We start from the raw sequence: 17,517 nt of genomic DNA on the forward strand, positions 1-17,517 counted from the left end.
TCTCAATTCCCGGTGAGTGGCCCATGTCGTCTTTTGCCCATCTGATCAGCAACATCACCCAGGATGTCTACGAGAGCCTCAAGCTCGCCGTGGAGATCGGCAAGTGGCCGGACGGCCGCAAGCTGACCCAGGAGCAGAAGGAGCTGTCGCTGCAGGCGGTGATCGCCTGGGAGCTGAAGAACCTGCCCGAGGAAGAGCGCACCGGCTACATGGGCCCGCAGGAGTGCAGCTCCAAGTCCGAACCCATCCCCAACCTCCTGTTCAAGTCGAATTCGGTTCACTGATGCTGGAATTAGGTCGCGGCACACTGTCGAAGATGTCGGTGCGCCTTGAAGCTCCCGTGCAGTACAGCTTTCGCCTCGGCGAGACCGAGGTGCCGGCCAATCCGCTGATCGGCAAACCGCTGCGCCTCGAATTCCTCGGCGCCATCCATTGCATCCACTGCGGGCGCAAGACGAAGAAGAGCTTCAGCCAGGGCTACTGCTACCCGTGCTTCACCAAGCTGGCGCAATGCGACAGCTGCATCGTCAGCCCGGAAAAATGCCACTACGACCAGGGCACCTGCCGCGAGCCCGAGTGGGGCGAGCGTTTCTGCATGACCGACCACGTCGTCTACCTGGCCAATTCCTCCGGCATCAAGGTCGGCATCACCCGTGCCAGCCAGGTACCGACCCGCTGGATCGACCAGGGCGCCAGCCAGGCGCTGCCGATCGTGCGCGTGGCCACCCGCCAGCAATCCGGCTTCGTCGAAGACCTGCTGCGCAGCCAGGTGGCGGACCGCACCAACTGGCGCGCCATGCTGAAAGGCGAGGCGCCGCCACTGGACCTGGCGGCCATCCGCGACGAGCTGTTCGACACCTGCGCCGAGGGCATGCGCGCCCTGCAGGACCGATTCGGCCTGCAGGCGATCCAGCCGGTCACCGACCTCGCGCCCATCGAGATCAGCTACCCGGTGGATGCCTATCCGACCAAGGTCGTCAGCTTCGATCTGGACAAGACGCCGGTGGTCGAGGGTACGCTGCGGGGCATCAAGGGTCAGTACCTGATCCTCGACACCGGCGTGATCAACCTGCGCAAGTACACTGCCTACCAGTTGGCCATCAGCGCCGCGTAGCCCAATCCGTCAGGTCGGCTGGGGAATAGTCCATACTCCGACCTTGACCCATTCATCTGGAGCGGCCCAGGGTTTCGGGGCCGCCTCGCAATCGAAGAGACGACCATGCGCACCGAGCAACCGAAAGTCATCTACCTCAAGGACTATCAGGCCCCTGACTACCTGATCGACGAGACCAACCTGACCTTCGAGCTGTACGAGGATCACACCCTGGTCCATGCCCAGCTGGTCATGCGTCGCAATCCGCAGCGCGGCGAGGGCCTGCCGCCCCTGGTACTGGACGGCCAGCAGCTGGAGCTGCTGTCGCTGTCCATGGACGACCGCGCGCTGACCGCCTCCGACTACCAACTGGACGACAGCCACCTGACCCTGCAGCCGCTGGCTAAATCTTTCACCCTCGACAGCACCGTGCGCATCCATCCGGAAAGCAACACCGCGCTGGAAGGCCTGTACAAGTCCGGCAAGATGTTCTGCACCCAGTGCGAGGCCGAGGGCTTCCGCAAGATCACCTACTACCTCGACCGCCCGGACGTGATGAGCAGGTTCACCACCACGGTGAGCGCCGAGCAGCACCGCTACCCGGTGCTGCTGTCCAACGGCAACCCGGTGGCCAGCGGGGCGGAGGAGGGTGGTCGGCACTGGGCCACCTGGGAGGACCCGTTCAAGAAGCCCGCCTACTTGTTCGCCCTGGTGGCCGGTGACCTCTGGTGCGTGGAGGACAGCTTCACCACCATGGCCCAGCGCGAGGTGGCGCTGCGCATCTACGTCGAGCCGGAGAACATCGACAAGGTCCAGCACGCCATGGACAGCCTGAAGAAGTCCATGCGCTGGGACGAGGAGGTCTATGGCCGCGAGTACGACCTGGACATCTTCATGATCGTCGCGGTGAACGACTTCAACATGGGCGCCATGGAGAACAAGGGGCTCAACATCTTCAACTCCAGCTGCGTGCTGGCCAAGGCCGAGACCGCGACCGACGCCGCCCACCAGCGGGTCGAGGCGGTGGTGGCCCACGAGTACTTCCACAACTGGTCGGGCAACCGCGTGACCTGCCGCGACTGGTTCCAGCTGTCCCTCAAGGAAGGCTTCACCGTTTTCCGCGACGCCGAGTTCTCCGCCGACATGAACTCGCGCACCGTCAAGCGCGTCGAGGACGTGGCCTTCCTGCGCACCAACCAGTTCGCCGAGGACGCCGGCCCCATGGCCCACCCGGTGCGCCCGGACTCCTTCATCGAGATTTCCAACTTCTACACCCTGACCGTCTACGAGAAGGGCTCGGAAGTGGTGCGCATGATCCATACCCTGCTGGGCGCCGAGGGCTTCCGCAAGGGCACCGACCTCTACTTCGAGCGCCATGACGGCCAGGCCGTGACCTGCGACGACTTCGTCAAGGCCATGGAGGACGCCAACGGCGTCGACCTGAGCCAGTTCAAGCGCTGGTACAGCCAGGGCGGTACGCCCCGCCTTGCCGTGGAAGACAGCTACGATGCCGGGGCGAAGACCTATAGCCTGACCTTCCGCCAGAGCTGCCCGCCCACCCCGGGCCAGAAGGACAAGCAGCCCTTCGTCATTCCCGTGGCCCTGGGCTTGCTGGATGCCCAGGGCCGCGAACTGCCGCTGCGCCTCTCGGGCGAGGCGGCGGCCCAGGGCGGCAGCCGCGTGCTGGCCCTGACCGAAGCGGAGCAGACCTTCACCTTCGTCGACATCCCCGAGCGCCCGCTGCCCTCGCTGCTGCGCGGCTTCTCGGCGCCGGTGAAGCTGAGCTTCCCCTACAGCCGCGACCAGCTGATGTTCCTCATGCAGCACGACTCCGACGGCTTCAACCGCTGGGAAGCCGGCCAGCAGCTGTCGGTGCAGGTGCTGCAGGAGCTGATCGGCCAGCGCCAGCGCGGTGAGCAACTGGTACTGGACCCGCGCCTGATCCAGGCCTTCCGCACCCTGCTGGAGGACGAGTCGCTGGACCAGGCCATGGTCGCCGAGATGCTGTCGCTGCCGAGCGAGGCCTACCTCACCGAGATCAGCGAGGTGGCCGATGTGGACGCCATCCATGCCGCTCGCGAATTCGCCCGCCAGACCATCGGCGAATCCCTGTTCCAGCAGCTGCTGGCGCGCTACCAGGCCAACCGCGCGGCCTCCCGCGAGACCGCCTATGTGGCCGAGGCCGCGCACATCGCCCGCCGCACCCTGCAGAACATCGCCCTGTCCTACCTGATGCAGAGCGGCAAGGCTGAAGTGCTGGAGGCCTGCCTGGAGCAGTTCAACGACTGCGACAACATGACCGAACGCCTGTCGGCCCTGGCGGTGCTGGTGAATTCCGGCTTCGAGAAGGAAAAGGCCGACGCCCTCGCGCGATTCGCCGAGTACTTCAAGGACGACCCGCTGGTGATGGACCAGTGGTTCAGCGTGCAGGCCGGCTGCGGCCTGCCGGGCGGGCTGGAGCGGGTCCAGGCGCTGATGCAGCATTCGGCCTTCACCCTGAAGAACCCGAACAAGGTGCGCGCGCTGATCGGCGCCTTCGCCAACCAGAACCTGATCAACTTCCACCGGGCGGACGGCGCGGGCTATCGCTTCCTCGCCGACCACGTGATCACCCTGAATGCCCTCAACCCGCAGATCGCCTCGCGCCAGCTGGCGCCGCTCACCCGCTGGCGCAAGTACGACGCGGCGCGCCAGGCGCTGATGAAGGCCGAGCTGGAGCGGATCCTCGCCTCCGGCGAGCTGTCCAGCGATGTTTTCGAGGTGGTCAGCAAGAGCCTCGCCTGAGTCCCCTCCGACAGCCCGCGCGGGCGGGCTGTCATCCCTCCGAGATTCCTCCCTTCATCAAGTGTTACCGGTTAGTTCTGGTAACACTTTTTTGTTACTCAAAGAAATAATCGTGGCTGCCTTTATGCGCGAAAAGTCTTGATAGCCCAGAAAAGGCTTGACTAGACAGCTTTTGGTATGAGCGTGCATACCCGGAAAGTGTGATCTTGAGTGACAAATCGAGCCAGATCGTCCGACAAGATCGGACAGAAAAATTGAAAATGATCAGTGGATGATCAGTCACTTGTTTGACAATTTTCCGTCACGCAGTCCCTCGGATTTTTCTGACGCTCAGTTCCGAATTGGCACCATGGTTGCAACGCCGCCTGCCGATTTGGCCCCGTTTCGGTGCGTCTGCAACGGGGTGCGCTCTGCGCTGGGGGATTTCCTGCCGAAGCAAAAAAGGTCGCCAAGAGCGGCCACACAAACGGCCCCGCCCGATGGGCCGCCAATAACAAAGTGATCAGTCCACGGAGTAAGACTCGATGGAGCTCAAGTCCCGTAAGCCCATGTTGCGTTTCGCACCGGCCAAGGCAGGTTTCGCCTTTGCCGGCATCCTGCCGTTGCTGGTAGCCGCCCAGGCCCAGGCGGTGGAGTTCAGCTTCGCCAACGACGAAATTTCCGGTTCCCTCGACACCACCATTTCCTACGGCCAGCTGTGGCGCGTGCAGGGTCGGGACAAGACCAACGACGACATCAATACCAACGACGGCAACCGCAACTTCGATACCGGCCTGGTCTCCGAGGTCTACAAGATCACCTCCGACCTGGAAGCGACCTACAAGAACTACGGCATGTTCGTCCGTGGCACCGCTTTCTATGACACCCAGATCATGGACAAGCGCAACGACTACCTGGACAACAACGACCCGATCCAGCCGAGCCAGAACTTCCCGAAGGATGACAGCTTCACCCACGACACCCGCCACAAGGCCGGTCGTGATGCGCAGATCCTCGACGCCTACCTCTATGGCAACTGGGACGTGGCCGACATGCCGGTCACCGGCCGCGTCGGCCGCCAGGTGTTCAACTGGGGCGAGGGCATCTTCTATCGCGGTGGCGTCAACACCACCAACCCGGTGGACGCCGCCAAGTTCCGCCTGCCGGGTTCCGAGCTGAAGGAAGTGCTGGTGCCGGTGGAAGCCCTGAGCTTCAACGTCGGCCTGACCGAGAACCTGTCGATGGAAACCTTCTACCAGTGGAACTGGAAGGAATCGGCCATCGACCCGGTGGGCACCTACTACTCCGAGACCGACCTGTTCGCTGAAGGTGGCAACACCGCCTATTCGACCCAGCCGCGCCTGACTCCGCTGGCCGGGGCATACAGCACCCTGAGCAGCCTGGGTGTCGGCGGCCTGCAGGGCGGCCGCACCGTGGATGCCAACGGCAACATCAAGGTGGCGTCCATCCAGCCGGACATCAACGCCAAGAACGATGGCCAGTTCGGCGTCGCCTTCCGTTATATCGCGGAAGAGCTGAATAGCACCGAGTTCGGCTTCTACTTCGTCAACTACCACGCCAAGGAGCCGACCATCGAGGCGGACCTGGGCAGCTACCGGGGCCTGAACCTGCAGCAGATCGCCCAGGGTATCGTTACCGCGCAGACAACCCAGGCCCTGGTCCAGGGAGGCTTCACGCCCCAGCAGATCGCCCAGGTCGCCGCGGGCGGCTCTACCGGCAGCGCCCGGGCTGACGCCATCATCGGCGGCGCGCTGGCGAACATTCGCAACCAGGTCAGCGCCGGCCTTGCCGATCCGACTTCCCAGCTGTCCCAGGCGGTCGGCGGCATCGCGACCATCGACGTGGCCAACCAGGTCGACGCCCGTCGCGAATACGCCGAAGACATCCGCATGTATGGCTTCAGCTTCAACACCACAGTGGGCGACGCTTCGGTCTTCGGTGAACTGGCCTACCGCCCGAACCTGCCGATCGGCATCGCCACCACCAACGACCTGCTGGGGGACCTGCTGCTCCAGGCGCCGGCCCTGGCATCCGGCCGCACCGTCAATATCGGTGGCCAGAACGTGCGCCTGGGCGACGAGATCCACAACTCCGAGCGTGTCGAGGCCTACAACGCGTCCCTGGGCACCATCTACAACTTCGGCCCATCGCTGTCCTTCGACTCCCTGATCGGCGTCGCCGAGCTGGCCTCCGAGCATCTGCGCGGCAGCGACCTGCAGTACACCTCGTTCAACGGCCAGAACCGCTACTACTCCGGTCGCGGCAACAGCTCCTACGTGTCCGGCGGCGATCGCGACGACCAGGTCAACAAGAACGCCTACGGCTACACCCTGCTGCTGTCCGGTACCTGGAACGACGTCTACGCCGGCGTGAACATCTCGCCCTTCGTCGTCTACAAGGACGACTTCGAGGGCAACTCCTACCAGACCGGCAACTTCATCGAAGGCCGCAAGGCCTATACCCTCGGTCTCAAGGCCAGCTACCTGAACAGCCTGGAAGCCGAATTGCAATACACCGAGTTCTACGGCGGCGGCCAGAACAACTCGGTACGCGATCGCGACAACGTCGGCGTCAACGTCAAGTACTCCTTCTAAACACGACAACAACAAGACGGGCGTCCACGGGCGCCCGATACGGACTCATCACGGAGAACCCACATGCTGAAAAAGCTTTCGCTGATCGGCGCCGCAGTCGCCCTGGCGCTTTCCGCCAGCAGCGCACTGGCGCAAGTCACTGCTCAGGACGCCGCCAAACTCGGCGCCAGCCTGACCCCCTTCGGTGCCGAGAAGGGCGGCAACGCCGCCGGCACCATCCCCGCCTGGACCGGCGGCATCACCCAGGCACCCGCCGGCTACAAGTCCGGCATGCACCACCTGGATCCGTTCCCGGAAGACAAGCCGCTGTTCACCATCACCAAGGCCAACCTGGACCAGTACAAGGCCAACCTGACCCCGGGTCAGATCGCCCTGTTCAATGCCTATCCGGACAGCTTCCAGATGCCGGTGTACCAGACCCGCCGCTCCGGCTCCGCGCCGCAGTGGGTGTATGACAACACCGCCAGGAACGCCACCAGCGCCAAGCTGCTGGACGGCGGCAACGGCTTCGCCGACGCCTACGGCGGCATCCCGTTCCCGATTCCGCAGAACGGCGTGGAAGCCCTGTGGAACCACATCACCCGCTATCGCGGCTCCTACGTCGTGCGCCGTGCTTCCGAAGTGGCGGTGCAGCGCAACGGCGACTACTCCCTGGTGACCTCGCAGCAGGAAGCCCTGTTCAAGTACTACAACCCGAAAGGTTCGTACGCCGACCTGAACAACGTCCTCTTCTATTACCTGTCCTTCACCAAGAGCCCGGCGCGCCTGGCCGGTGGTGCGACCCTGGTCCACGAGACCCTGGATCAGGTCCAGGAGCCGCGCCAGGCCTGGGGCTACAACGCCGGCCAGCGTCGCGTTCGCCGTGCGCCGAACCTCGCCTACGACACCCCCATCGCGGCCGCCGACGGCCTGCGTACCGCCGACGACACCGACATGTTCAACGGTGCGCCCGACCGCTACGACTGGAAGCTGGTGGGCAAGAAGGAAATCTACATCCCGTACAACAACTACAAGGTCTCCAGCCCCGAGGTCAAGTACAAGGACCTGCTGCAGCCGGGCCACCTGAACCCGGCCGTCACCCGCAACGAGCTGCATCGCGTGTGGGTCGTGGAAGGCACCCTGAAGCAGGGCGCCCGCCACATCTACTCCAAGCGCACCCTGTTCCTCGACGAGGACAGCTGGCAAGCCGCAGTGGTCGACCAGTACGACGGCCGTGGCGAGCTGTGGCGCGTGTCGGTGGCCTACCTGAAGAACTACTACGACCTGCCCACCACCTGGTCCGCGCTGGACGTGTTCCACGACCTGCAGTCCCGCCGCTACCACGTGCAGAACCTGGACAACGAAGAGCCGAACACCATCGAGTTCGCCCAGGCCCTGCCGGACGATGGCTACTTCAAGCCGTCCGCCCTGCGTCGTCGCGGTACCCGCTGATCCCGCCGCTCCATGAAAAAGGCCGCTACTCGTAGCGGCCTTTTTCTTTGTTCGAAACTGGAGTGGCAAGATTGCGTGATCGCCCCTGATTGACCCTGTGCAGCCGGCTGCTCCCTCACCCCCGGCCCGGGGAAGCGGCTAAGTCTCAGCCCCGCTTCGCCAGAATCGCCCGCGCCACCCGCGAGCCATTTTCCTTGCCGAGCACTGCACAGATGCGTTGGCCGGCGTCCACCAGCCTGTCCATGTCGATGCCGGTCTCGATGCCCAGGCCGTTGAGCAGGTAGAGCACGTCCTCGGTGGCGACGTTGCCGGTGGCGCCCTTGGCATAGGGGCAACCGCCGAGGCCGGCGACCGAGCTGTCGAACACGGCGATGCCTTCCAGCAGGCTGGCGTGGATGTTGGCCACGGCCTGGCCGAAGGTGTCGTGGAAGTGGCCGGCGAGGCGGTCACGCGGCACGCGGGTGCCCACCACGTTGATCAGGTGGCGGGTGGCGCCGGCGGTGCCGGTGCCGATGGTGTCGCCCAGGGACACTTCGTAGCAGCCCATGGCATACAGCTCGGCGGCGACGGCGGCGACCTGCTCGGCGGGTACCTCGCCGTCATAGGGGCAGCCCAGCACGCAGGAAACGTAACCGCGCACGCTGATGCCCCGGGCCTTGGCCGCTTCCACCACTGGCACGAAGCGCGCCAGGCTCTCGGCGATGGAGCAGTTGATGTTCTTCTGCGAGAAGGCCTCGGAAGCGGCGGCGAACACCGCCACTTCCTTCACCCCGGCTTGCAGGGCGGCTTCGAAGCCCTTGAGGTTCGGTGCCAGGGCGGAGTAGGTCACGCCCGGCTTGCGCTGGATCTGCGCGAAGACCTCGGCGGAACCTGCCATCTGCGGCACCCATTTGGGCGACACGAAGCTGCCCACCTCGATATAGCCGAGGCCGGCGGCGGTGAGGTCGTCCACCAGGCGCACCTTGTCGGCGACGCTGATGGGTTGCTTCTCGTTCTGCAGGCCGTCGCGGGGGCCGACTTCGACCAGGCGGACCTTGCTGGGAATAGTCATTGCGTCATCTCTCGATTCGGGATGTTGGGCCTCGTTCCTCGGCGCCAACCTACGGAAGTCGGGCGGGCTGTGGCAAATGTAGGATGGGTGGAGCCCCGCGATACCCATCGCGGGGTTGATGGGTATCGCTTCGCTCCACCCATCCTACGATGGTGCCAGCACTTCAGGCTTCTTCCAGTTCGACGAGGGCGGTGCCTTCGTTGACCAGTTCGCCTTCGCCGCAGTACAGCGCCTTGACCACGCCGTCGTGGGGCGCGCGGATGCTGTGTTCCATCTTCATGGCTTCCAGCACCACCAGGGCGGTGCCGGCTTCGACCTGCTGCCCGGCTTCCACCAGGATGCGCACGATACTGCCGTTCATGGGCGCCGTCAGCCCGCCGTGGTGGGCGTGGCTGGCTTCCACCTCCTCGATGGGGTCGACGCGGCCGACGCTGCGTAGCTCGCCGTCCCATTCCAGGTAGAGGGTTTCGCCGCGGCGGATCGCCAGGTGCTGGCGGCGCAGGCCGTCCTGTTCCAGGGTGACCTGCTCGCCCTTGAGCTGGATCGGGCTGGCGGCGGCGCCACGCAGGCGCACCACCTGGCGTTCGTCGCCGCAGGTCAGGTGCAGGTCGGTTTCGCTCGGCAGGCCGGCGCGCCAGCCGCTGCTGGCGCTCCAGGGCGAGTGCGGGTCGTCGCCGCGCACGCGCCCGGCGTCGCTCTGGCGGAAGGCTTCGCCGGCCACCTGCCAGAAGGCCTGGGGCAGGGCGGCCGGGGCGGGCAGCAACTGCTCCTGGTGGCGGGCGATGAAGCCGGTGTCCAGTTCGGCGTCGGCGAAGGCCGGGTGGGCCAGCACGCGGCGCAGGAACGCCAGGTTGGTCTTGAAGCCGCCCACGGCGGTTTCGTCGAGCATGGCCAGCAGGCGCTGGCGGGCTTCCTCGCGGTTCTCGCCCCAGGCGATCAGCTTGGCCAGCATGGGGTCGTAGAAGGGCGATACCTCGTCACCTTCGGCAACCCCGCTGTCCACCCGGCGGCCCGGACCGGCGGAAGCTTCGCGGTAGAGGGCCAGGCGACCGCTGGCGGGCAGGAAGTCCTGGTCCGGGTCTTCGGCGTAGAGGCGCACTTCGATGGCGTGGCCGTTCAGCGGCACCTGTTCCTGGGTGATCGGCAGGACCTCGCCACGGGCGACGCGGATCTGCCAGGCCACCAGGTCGAGGCCGGTGATGGCTTCGGTGACCGGGTGCTCCACCTGCAGGCGGGTGTTCATCTCCATGAAGAAGAAGTCGCCGCGCTCGTCCAGCAGGAATTCCACGGTGCCGGCGCCCACGTAGCCGATGGCCTGGGCGGCGCGCACGGCGGCCTCGCCCATGGCACGGCGCAGTTCCGCCGAGAGGCCGGGGGCGGGGGCTTCTTCCACCACTTTCTGGTGGCGGCGCTGGATCGAGCAGTCGCGCTCGTTGAGGTACAGGCAGTTGCCGTGGCTGTCGGCGAACACCTGGATTTCCACGTGGCGCGGCTTGAGAACGTACTTCTCCACCAGCATCCGCGAGTCGCCGAAGGCGGACTGGGCTTCACGCTGGGCGGAGGCCAGGGCTTCGGCCAGTTCGCTTTCGCGCTCCACCACCTTCATGCCCTTGCCGCCACCGCCGGCGGCGGCTTTCAGCAGCACCGGGTAGCCGATGCGCTGGGCGGCTTCACGGAAGGTTTCCAGGTCCTGGTCCTCGCCGTGATAGCCGGGCACCAGGGGTACGCCGGCGGCTTCCATCAGCGCCTTGGCGGCGGACTTGCTGCCCATGGCATCGATGGCGCTGGCCGGCGGGCCGAGGAAGATCAGTCCCGCGTCGGCGATGGCGCGGGCGAAGCCGGCGTTCTCCGAGAGGAAGCCATAACCGGGGTGGATGGCCTGGGCGCCGCTGGCCTTGGCGGCGGCGATCAGCTTGTCCACCAGCAGGTAGCTTTCCGCCGGCTTGGCGCCGCCCAGGTCGACGGCGATGTCCGCCTCGCGCACGTGGCGGGCGTTGCGGTCGATGGCGCTGTGCACGGCCACGGTGCGGATACCCAGGGCCTTGGCGGTGCGCATCACGCGGCAGGCGATTTCGCCGCGGTTGGCGATCAGCAGGGTGGTGATCATTGTTATTGCTCCTGCCAGGACGGTTTGCGTTTTTCCAGGAAGGCGCGCAGGCCCTCCTGGCCTTCGGGGCTCACGCGGATACGGGCGATGGCGCTTTCGGTGTAGCGGCGCAGGTTGGGCGAGAGGGCGCCGCTGCCGACTTCGCGCAGCAGGTCCTTGGTGGCGCTCATGGCCTGCGGGCTGTTCTGCAGCAGGTTGGCGGTCCAGTCGTTGAGCGCTTCGTCCAGTTCCTCGGCCGGGTAGCACTCGGCGAGCAGGCCCAGTTCGCGGGCACGCTCGCCGCTGAAGCGCTCGGCGGTCAGGGCATAGCGGCGCGCGGCGCGCTCGCCGATGGCTTGGACCACGAAGGGGCTGATCACCGCCGGGGCCAGGCCGATGCGCACCTCGGAGAGGGAGAACTGCGCGTCGACGGCGCCGATGGCGATGTCACAGCAGCTGATCAGGCCAAGCGCACCGCCGAAGGCCGCGCCCTGGACGACCGCCAGGGTCGGCACCTTGAGGTGGTAGAGGTTGTACATCAGCTCGGCCAGCTCGCGGGCGTCGTCGAGGTTGGCGTTGTAGTCGAGCTGGGCGGATTCCTGCATCCAGGCCAGATCCGCGCCGGCGGAGAAGTGCCAGCCACGGCCGCGCAGGATGAGGAAACGCACGTCGGCGGCGGCCTTGACGGCATCCAGGGCGAGGATGAGTTCGCGGATCATCCCGGCGTTGAAGGCGTTGTTCTTTTCCGGACGGTTGAGCCAGAGGGTGGCGACACCTCGGGCGGAGCATTCAAGTTCGATGGTCTGAAATGGGGGCGTGTTCATATTCGACTTCCTGCAGGCGAAGGCCTGCGGCCCTTGGCTTGAGGCTGAAGGCTGGACGTCAAGCCTCTAGCCTCCAGCGCCGTTATCGTTTTTTCATTACATGCGGAACACACCGAAGCTGGTCCGCTCGATCGGGGCGTTGAGGCTGGCGGAGAGGGCCAGGCCGAGCACGTCGCGGGTCTGCGCCGGGTCGATCACGCCGTCGTCCCAGAGCCGTGCACTGGAGTAATACGCATGCGCCTGGCGCTCGTACTGCTCGAGGATCGGCTGCTTGATGCGTGCTTCGTCCTCGGCGCTGAGGCTGTGGCCGGCGCGTTCGCTCTGCTCGCGCTTGACCTGGGTGAGCACGCCGGCGGCCTGCTCGGCGCCCATCACGCCGATCCGCGCGTTCGGCCACATCCACAGGAAGCGCGGGTCGTAGGCGCGGCCGCACATGCCGTAGTTACCGGCGCCGAAGCTGCCGCCGATGATCACGGTGAACTTCGGTACCTTGGCGCAGGCCACCGCCGTCACCAGCTTGGCGCCGTGCTTGGCGATGCCGCCTTCCTCGTACTTCTTGCCCACCATGAAGCCGGTGATGTTCTGCAGGAACAGCAGCGGGATGCCGCGCTGGCAGGCCAGTTCGATGAAGTGCGCGCCTTTCTGCGCGGCCTCGGCGAAGAGGATGCCGTTGTTGGCGAGGATGGCGATGGGGTAGCCGTGAAGAAAGGCGAAGCCGCACACCAGGGTGGTGCCGAACAGCGCCTTGAACTCATCGAATTCGGAATCGTCCACCAGGCGGGCGATGACTTCGCGGACGTCGAAGGGCTGCTTGGCGTCGGCCGGGATCACGCCGTACAGCTCGTCGGCGGCGTAGCGCGGGGCGAGGGGGGCGCGCAGGTTCAGCTCGCCGGCCTTGCGCCAGTTCAGGTTGGCGATGCTGCGGCGCGCCAGGGCCAGGGCGTGTTCGTCGCTTTCGGCGTAGTGGTCGGCCACGCCCGAGGTCTTGCAGTGCACGTCGGCGCCGCCCAGCTCTTCGGCGGTCACCACCTCACCGGTGGCGGCCTTCACCAGCGGCGGGCCGGCGAGGAAGATGGTGGCCTGGTTGCGCACCATGATGGTTTCGTCGGACATCGCCGGCACATAGGCGCCGCCGGCGGTGCAGGAGCCCATGACTACGGCGATCTGCGGGATGCCCATGGCGCTCATGTTGGCCTGGTTGAAGAAGATCCGGCCGAAGTGCTCGCGGTCGGGGAACACGTCTTCCTGGCGCGGCAGGTTGGCGCCGCCGGAGTCCACCAAATAGATGCAGGGCAGGCGGTTCTCTCGGGCGATGGCCTGGGCGCGCAGGTGCTTCTTCACGGTCAGCGGGTAGTAGGAGCCGCCCTTCACCGTGGCGTCGTTGGCCACGATCATGCATTCCACGCCTTCCACGCGGCCGATGCCGGCCACCACGCCAGCGGCGGGAACGTCTTCGCCATAGACCTCATGGGCGGCCAGCTGGCCGATCTCGAGGAAGGGCGAACCGACGTCCAGCAGGCGATTGATGCGCTCGCGGGGCAGCAGCTTGCCGCGCGAGGTGTGGCGTTCCTGGGCCTTGGCGCCGCCGCCTTCGTGGATGCGGCCGAGCAACGTGTGCAGGGCGCCGACCTGTTCGAGCATCGCCGCGCTGTTGCGGGCGAATTCGGGGGAACGCGGGTTCAACTGAGTCGTAAGAATGGTCATTGGGTGCTCCGCGAGCTTGAAGCCCGAAGCTTGAAGCTGGAAGAGGGCAGGGCGTGCGTCCAGCTTCCGGCTTCAAGCTTCCAGCTTTTGTTTACTTCGTTTCGTTGAACAGCTCGCGGCCGATCAGCATGCGGCGGATTTCGCTGGTGCCGGCGCCGATCTCGTAGAGCTTGGCGTCGCGCAGCAGGCGGCCGGCCGGGTACTCGTTGGTGTAGCCGTTGCCGCCGAGCAGCTGGATGGTGTCCAGGGCCATCCTGGTGGCCATCTCGGCGGTGTAGAGGATCACCGCGGCGGCGTCCTTGCGCGATTCCTCGCCGCGGTCGCAGGCCTTGGCCACGGTATACAGGTAGGACTTGGAGGCGTTCATGCCGGCGTACATGTCGGCCAGCTTGCCCTGCACCAGCTGGAACTCACCGATGGACTGCTTGAACTGTTGGCGCTCGTGCACGTAGGGCAGCACCACGTCCATGCAGGCGCTCATGATCCCGGTCGGGCCGCCCGAGAGCACGGTACGTTCATAGTCCAGGCCGCTCATCAGCACGGCCACGCCACGGCCTTCGGCACCGAGGATGTTTTCCTCCGGCACCTCGACGTCTTCGAACACCAGCTCGCAGGTGTTGGAGCCGCGCATGCCCAGCTTGTCCAGCTTCTGGTGGCGGGAGAAGCCCTTGAAGTCGCGCTCGACGATGAAGGCGGTCATGCCGCGCGAGCCGGCGTGGACGTCGGTCTTGGCGTAGATCACGTAGGTGTTGGCGTCCGGGCCGTTGGTGATCCACATCTTGTTGCCGTTGAGCACGTAGCGGTCGCCCTTCTTGTCGGCGCGCAGCTTCATCGACACCACGTCCGAGCCGGCATTGGGCTCGCTCATGGCCAGGGCGCCGACGTGTTCGCCGGAGCACAGCTTGGGCAGATACTTCTGCTTCTGCTCGTGAGTGCCGTTCTTGCGAATCTGGTTGACGCACAGGTTGGAGTGGGCGCCGTAGGACAGGCCGACCGAGGCGGACGCGCGGCTGATCTCTTCCATCGCCACCACGTGAGCCAGGTAGCCCATGTTGGTGCCGCCGTACTCCTCTTCCACGGTCATGCCCAGCAGGCCCATGTCGCCGAACTTGCGCCACATGTCCATGGGGAACTCGTTATCGCGGTCGATCTGCGCCGCACGCGGGGCCAGTTCGGCCTGGGCGAACTGATGGACGGAATCACGCAGCATGTCGATGGTCTCGCCGAGACCGAAGTTGAGAGTGGGATAGCTCATGGTTCCACCTGTGCTTGTCGTTGTCGGGGGAGGGAATCAGGCGTTGACGCCCTGTTTGCGTTCGGTTTCGGCCAGCGCCGCCAGGCAGCGTTCCTCGGCCGTATCCAGTTCCAGTTGCATCTGCTGGATGTCCAGCAGTTGCTGTTCAAGCTGTGCGCGGCGCGCGGCGATCTTGTCCATGAAGGTCTGCAGCTGCTTGCGGTTGCCGCTGCTGGGGTCGTAGAGGTCGATCAGCTCCTTGCACTCGGCCAGGGAGAAGCCGATGCGCTTGCCACGCAGGATGAGCTTCAGCGCCACCAGGTCCTTCGGGCTGTAGATGCGTTCCTGGCCACGGCGCTCGGGGCTGAGCATGCCTTGCTCCTCGTAGAAGCGGATGGCGCGGGTGGTCACGTCCAGTTCGCGGGCCAGGTCGGAAATGCTGTAGGTGATGGGCATGGTCGGAAGCTCGTCGTGGCGTTTACCTTTACGTTAACGTAAACCTGTGCCAACCTGACTGTCAACTGCGCCGCACAGGGGCGGGCGACGGCCGGAATGGCCCGATACTTGCTGCCTGCGGGGCGGTTGGCCCGCTCTTTACGGACGTGGGCCGGGGGTGTAGACATTCAAGGCGTGCGACTTGACCGCCGGCCACTGCCGGGGCGCACGTTGGAGCGAGCGATGGCGCAGGACATTCGAATAAAAAACGCTAGCGATCCCTTGCACGAATCGCGGCAGGCCCGCCTGAAGCTGGTCAGCGACGGCGAGCTGCCCCAGGGCGTGCTGCGGGACGAGATCGACGCTTCCTGGCGGCGCAGCCTGGGCCATGGCCTCAACTGCCTGGAAGGCGAGCAGGTGGATCTTGCGCAGAAACACGACCTGCAACTGCTGCTGGACAACAACCGCCTGCTGATCGACGCCGCCACCCCGGAACTGGAATACTTGGTCAGCCAGCAGGGCAAGGGCGGGCTGATCATCCTCGGCGATGCCCAGGCCAACGTCCTGGCCATCGAGGGCCAGACCGAATTCCTCAAGCACTTCGGCCTGCGCGACCTCAAGCCCGGCAGCTGCTGGAGCGAATCCCTGCGCGGCACCAATGCCATCGGCACCGCCATGGTCGAAGGCCGCCCGACCCTGATCAACTGCGGCGAACACTACCTGGACCGCCTGAGTCCCTTCTCCTGTACCTCGGTGCCCCTGCGCGATCCCCAGGGTCGGGTGGTCGGCGTTATCGACCTGACCCGCCAGGGCGTCATGGCCCAGCCCCAGGACAACCTCGCCACCCTGATGCTGGCCGCCGGCAACATCGAGAGCCGCATGTTCGGCCTGTGCTACCCGGACCATCTGGTGCTGGCCTTCCACAACCGCCCGCAGTACCTCGGCAGCGCCTGGCACGGGCTGTTGGCCCTGAGCCTGGACGGCGAGGTGCTGGCCGCCAACGAGCGCGCCTGCGACCTGTTGCAGGTGCGCCGCGAAGCGCTGGTGGGGCGGCGCAGCAGCGACCTGATCGGCGAGCGCTCGCCGCAGTTCATCGCCCGCCTGCTGCAGGGCGGGGTGAGCAGCGTGCAGACCGCCAAGGGCGAATTCTTCTTCCGCGCGCTGCAGGTGCCGCGCCATACCAGCCTCGGCGGCGTCGCCCCGGTGGCCAAGGCGTCTGCGCCGCAGAAACCCCAGCTGCTGGAAGAGCTGGCCGGCCGCGACAGCCGCTTCGCCCGCTCCCTGCGCATGGCCCGCCAGGGCCTGGCCAACGACTTGCCGGTGCTGCTGCTGGGCGAGACCGGCACCGGCAAGGAAGTGGTGGCTCGTGCGCTGCACCAGTCCAGCCCGCGCGCCGAAAAACCCTTCGTGGCGGTGAACTGCGCGGCCATCCCCGAAGGCCTGATCGAATCCGAACTCTTCGGCTACCGCGAAGGCGCCTTCACTGGTTCCCGTCGAGGCGGCATGGTCGGCCGGCTGATGCAGGCCCATGGCGGCACCCTGTTCCTCGACGAAATCGGCGACATGCCCCTGAGCCTGCAGGCGCGCCTGCTGCGCGTGCTGCAGGAGCGCCGGGTGGCGCCGCTGGGCGCGGGCGAGGAGCAGGACATCGACGTTTCGGTGATCTGCGCCACCCACCGCGACCTCAAGCGCCTGGTGCAGGAGAAGCACTTCCGCGAAGACCTCTACTACCGCATCAACGGCGTCAGCCTGCGCCTGCCGGCCCTGCGCGAGCGCGACGACCTGGCCGGGATGATCGGCAGCGTGCTGCACAAGTTCGGCGCCGCCGACGTGAGCCTGGACAAGGACCTCACCGAGCTGTTCGCCGGCTACGACTGGCCGGGCAATATCCGCCAGCTGGAAATGGTCCTGCGCTCGGCCCTGGCCATGCGCGAGGAGGGCGAGCGTGTGCTCGGCCTCGACCACCTCACCGACAGCCTGCTGGATGAGCTCACCGCCAGCTGCCGCCAGCCGGGCAGCATCCGCGAGAACGAGCTGGAGCTGATCCGCGGCGCGCTGGACCGCCACCAGGGCAACGTTTCCGCCGCCGCCGACGCCCTCGGCATCAGCCGCGCCACCCTGTACCGCAAGCTGAAGCAGTTGCGGGGATGAGCCTGTTCCGCGAGAGGACGAATTGTCCTTGTAGGGGCGAATTCATTCGCAAAGGGCAACGCAGTTGCCCCGGACATCCACGGGGGCCTGCTTGGCGAATGAATTCACCCCTACAGTGTTCCGGTTTTTC

Annotated in this window: 12 protein-coding genes; 6 read left to right on the top strand and 6 right to left on the bottom strand. The window is 65.9% G+C overall.

Features of this window, described 5'->3' with window-relative positions; all coding sequences use genetic code 11:
* Positions 1-23 precede the first annotated feature (23 nt).
* The 5 genes from ACFPU0_RS06075 to ACFPU0_RS06095 all read left to right on the top strand — a co-directional run bounded on the left by ACFPU0_RS06075 (position 24) and on the right by ACFPU0_RS06095 (position 7,902).
* Positions 24-284 (top strand): YeaC family protein, encoded by a 261-nt coding sequence (locus ACFPU0_RS06075; RefSeq protein ID WP_377691909.1) that lies wholly within the window; start codon positions 24-26, stop codon positions 282-284.
* A complete protein-coding gene (locus ACFPU0_RS06080) occupies positions 284-1,114 on the top strand; it encodes a DUF2797 domain-containing protein (RefSeq protein ID WP_377691910.1) in 831 nt (276 codons plus the stop codon). Before ACFPU0_RS06075 ends, ACFPU0_RS06080 begins: the two co-directional genes overlap by 1 nt.
* Positions 1,115-1,219: 105 nt before the next feature.
* Positions 1,220-3,877 (top strand): aminopeptidase N, encoded by a 2,658-nt coding sequence (pepN, locus tag ACFPU0_RS06085; RefSeq protein ID WP_377691911.1) that lies wholly within the window; start codon positions 1,220-1,222, stop codon positions 3,875-3,877.
* Between the two features lie 524 nt (positions 3,878-4,401).
* Entirely contained in the window at positions 4,402-6,471 is a 2,070-nt protein-coding gene (locus tag ACFPU0_RS06090) for a DUF1302 domain-containing protein (RefSeq protein ID WP_377691912.1), read from the top strand.
* 63 nt (positions 6,472-6,534) lie between these two features.
* Positions 6,535-7,902, top strand: a complete 1,368-nt coding sequence (locus tag ACFPU0_RS06095) for a DUF1329 domain-containing protein (RefSeq protein ID WP_377691913.1) — start codon at positions 6,535-6,537, stop codon at positions 7,900-7,902.
* A 145-nt stretch (positions 7,903-8,047) separates the two neighbouring features.
* Here the strand turns inward: ACFPU0_RS06095 and ACFPU0_RS06100 are convergent, their stop codons facing one another.
* The 6 genes from ACFPU0_RS06100 to ACFPU0_RS06125 form a co-directional block, all read right to left on the bottom strand.
* Positions 8,048-8,953 (bottom strand): hydroxymethylglutaryl-CoA lyase, encoded by a 906-nt coding sequence (locus ACFPU0_RS06100; RefSeq protein ID WP_377691914.1) that lies wholly within the window; start codon positions 8,951-8,953, stop codon positions 8,048-8,050.
* A gap of 163 nt (positions 8,954-9,116) precedes the next feature.
* Positions 9,117-11,060 (bottom strand): acetyl/propionyl/methylcrotonyl-CoA carboxylase subunit alpha, encoded by a 1,944-nt coding sequence (locus ACFPU0_RS06105; RefSeq protein ID WP_377691915.1) that lies wholly within the window; start codon positions 11,058-11,060, stop codon positions 9,117-9,119.
* A gap of 2 nt (positions 11,061-11,062) precedes the next feature.
* Positions 11,063-11,863, bottom strand: a complete 801-nt coding sequence (locus ACFPU0_RS06110) for a gamma-carboxygeranoyl-CoA hydratase (RefSeq protein WP_377691916.1) — start codon at positions 11,861-11,863, stop codon at positions 11,063-11,065.
* A 96-nt stretch (positions 11,864-11,959) separates the two neighbouring features.
* Positions 11,960-13,567, bottom strand: coding sequence for a carboxyl transferase domain-containing protein (locus tag ACFPU0_RS06115; RefSeq protein WP_377691917.1), 1,608 nt, complete (start codon positions 13,565-13,567; stop codon positions 11,960-11,962).
* 91 nt (positions 13,568-13,658) lie between these two features.
* The gene (locus ACFPU0_RS06120; protein ID WP_377691918.1) at positions 13,659-14,822 is read right to left on the bottom strand and encodes an isovaleryl-CoA dehydrogenase; all 1,164 of its coding nucleotides are present in this window, start codon (positions 14,820-14,822) and stop codon (positions 13,659-13,661) included.
* A gap of 36 nt (positions 14,823-14,858) precedes the next feature.
* Positions 14,859-15,257 carry a MerR family transcriptional regulator gene (locus ACFPU0_RS06125; protein ID WP_377691919.1) on the bottom strand — a complete coding sequence of 133 codons (399 nt, stop codon included), beginning with the start codon at positions 15,255-15,257 and terminating at the stop codon, positions 14,859-14,861.
* A gap of 222 nt (positions 15,258-15,479) precedes the next feature.
* Here ACFPU0_RS06125 and ACFPU0_RS06130 point away from each other — a divergent pair, with 222 nt between their 5' ends.
* Positions 15,480-17,387 (top strand): sigma-54-dependent Fis family transcriptional regulator, encoded by a 1,908-nt coding sequence (locus ACFPU0_RS06130; protein WP_377691921.1) that lies wholly within the window; start codon positions 15,480-15,482, stop codon positions 17,385-17,387.
* Positions 17,388-17,517 lie beyond the last annotated feature (130 nt).

Origin of the sequence: Pseudomonas sp. GCM10022186 (genome assembly GCF_042656385.1) — a bacterium.
GTDB lineage: Bacteria > Pseudomonadota > Gammaproteobacteria > Pseudomonadales > Pseudomonadaceae > Metapseudomonas.

What these genes read in the sequence shown, in the direction of transcription:
- ACFPU0_RS06075 (WP_377691909.1), top strand. Translation starts at nt 24, where the DNA reads ATGTCGTCTTTTGCCCATCTGATCAGCAACATCACCCAGGATGTCTAC.
- ACFPU0_RS06080 (WP_377691910.1), top strand. Translation starts at nt 284, where the DNA reads ATGCTGGAATTAGGTCGCGGCACACTGTCGAAGATGTCGGTGCGCCTT.
- pepN (WP_377691911.1), top strand. Translation starts at nt 1,220, where the DNA reads ATGCGCACCGAGCAACCGAAAGTCATCTACCTCAAGGACTATCAGGCC.
- ACFPU0_RS06090 (WP_377691912.1), top strand. Translation starts at nt 4,402, where the DNA reads ATGGAGCTCAAGTCCCGTAAGCCCATGTTGCGTTTCGCACCGGCCAAG.
- ACFPU0_RS06095 (WP_377691913.1), top strand. Translation starts at nt 6,535, where the DNA reads ATGCTGAAAAAGCTTTCGCTGATCGGCGCCGCAGTCGCCCTGGCGCTT.
- ACFPU0_RS06100 (WP_377691914.1), bottom strand. Translation starts at nt 8,953, where the DNA reads ATGACTATTCCCAGCAAGGTCCGCCTGGTCGAAGTCGGCCCCCGCGAC.
- ACFPU0_RS06105 (WP_377691915.1), bottom strand. Translation starts at nt 11,060, where the DNA reads ATGATCACCACCCTGCTGATCGCCAACCGCGGCGAAATCGCCTGCCGC.
- ACFPU0_RS06110 (WP_377691916.1), bottom strand. Translation starts at nt 11,863, where the DNA reads ATGAACACGCCCCCATTTCAGACCATCGAACTTGAATGCTCCGCCCGA.
- ACFPU0_RS06115 (WP_377691917.1), bottom strand. Translation starts at nt 13,567, where the DNA reads ATGACCATTCTTACGACTCAGTTGAACCCGCGTTCCCCCGAATTCGCC.
- ACFPU0_RS06120 (WP_377691918.1), bottom strand. Translation starts at nt 14,822, where the DNA reads ATGAGCTATCCCACTCTCAACTTCGGTCTCGGCGAGACCATCGACATG.
- ACFPU0_RS06125 (WP_377691919.1), bottom strand. Translation starts at nt 15,257, where the DNA reads ATGCCCATCACCTACAGCATTTCCGACCTGGCCCGCGAACTGGACGTG.
- ACFPU0_RS06130 (WP_377691921.1), top strand. Translation starts at nt 15,480, where the DNA reads ATGGCGCAGGACATTCGAATAAAAAACGCTAGCGATCCCTTGCACGAA.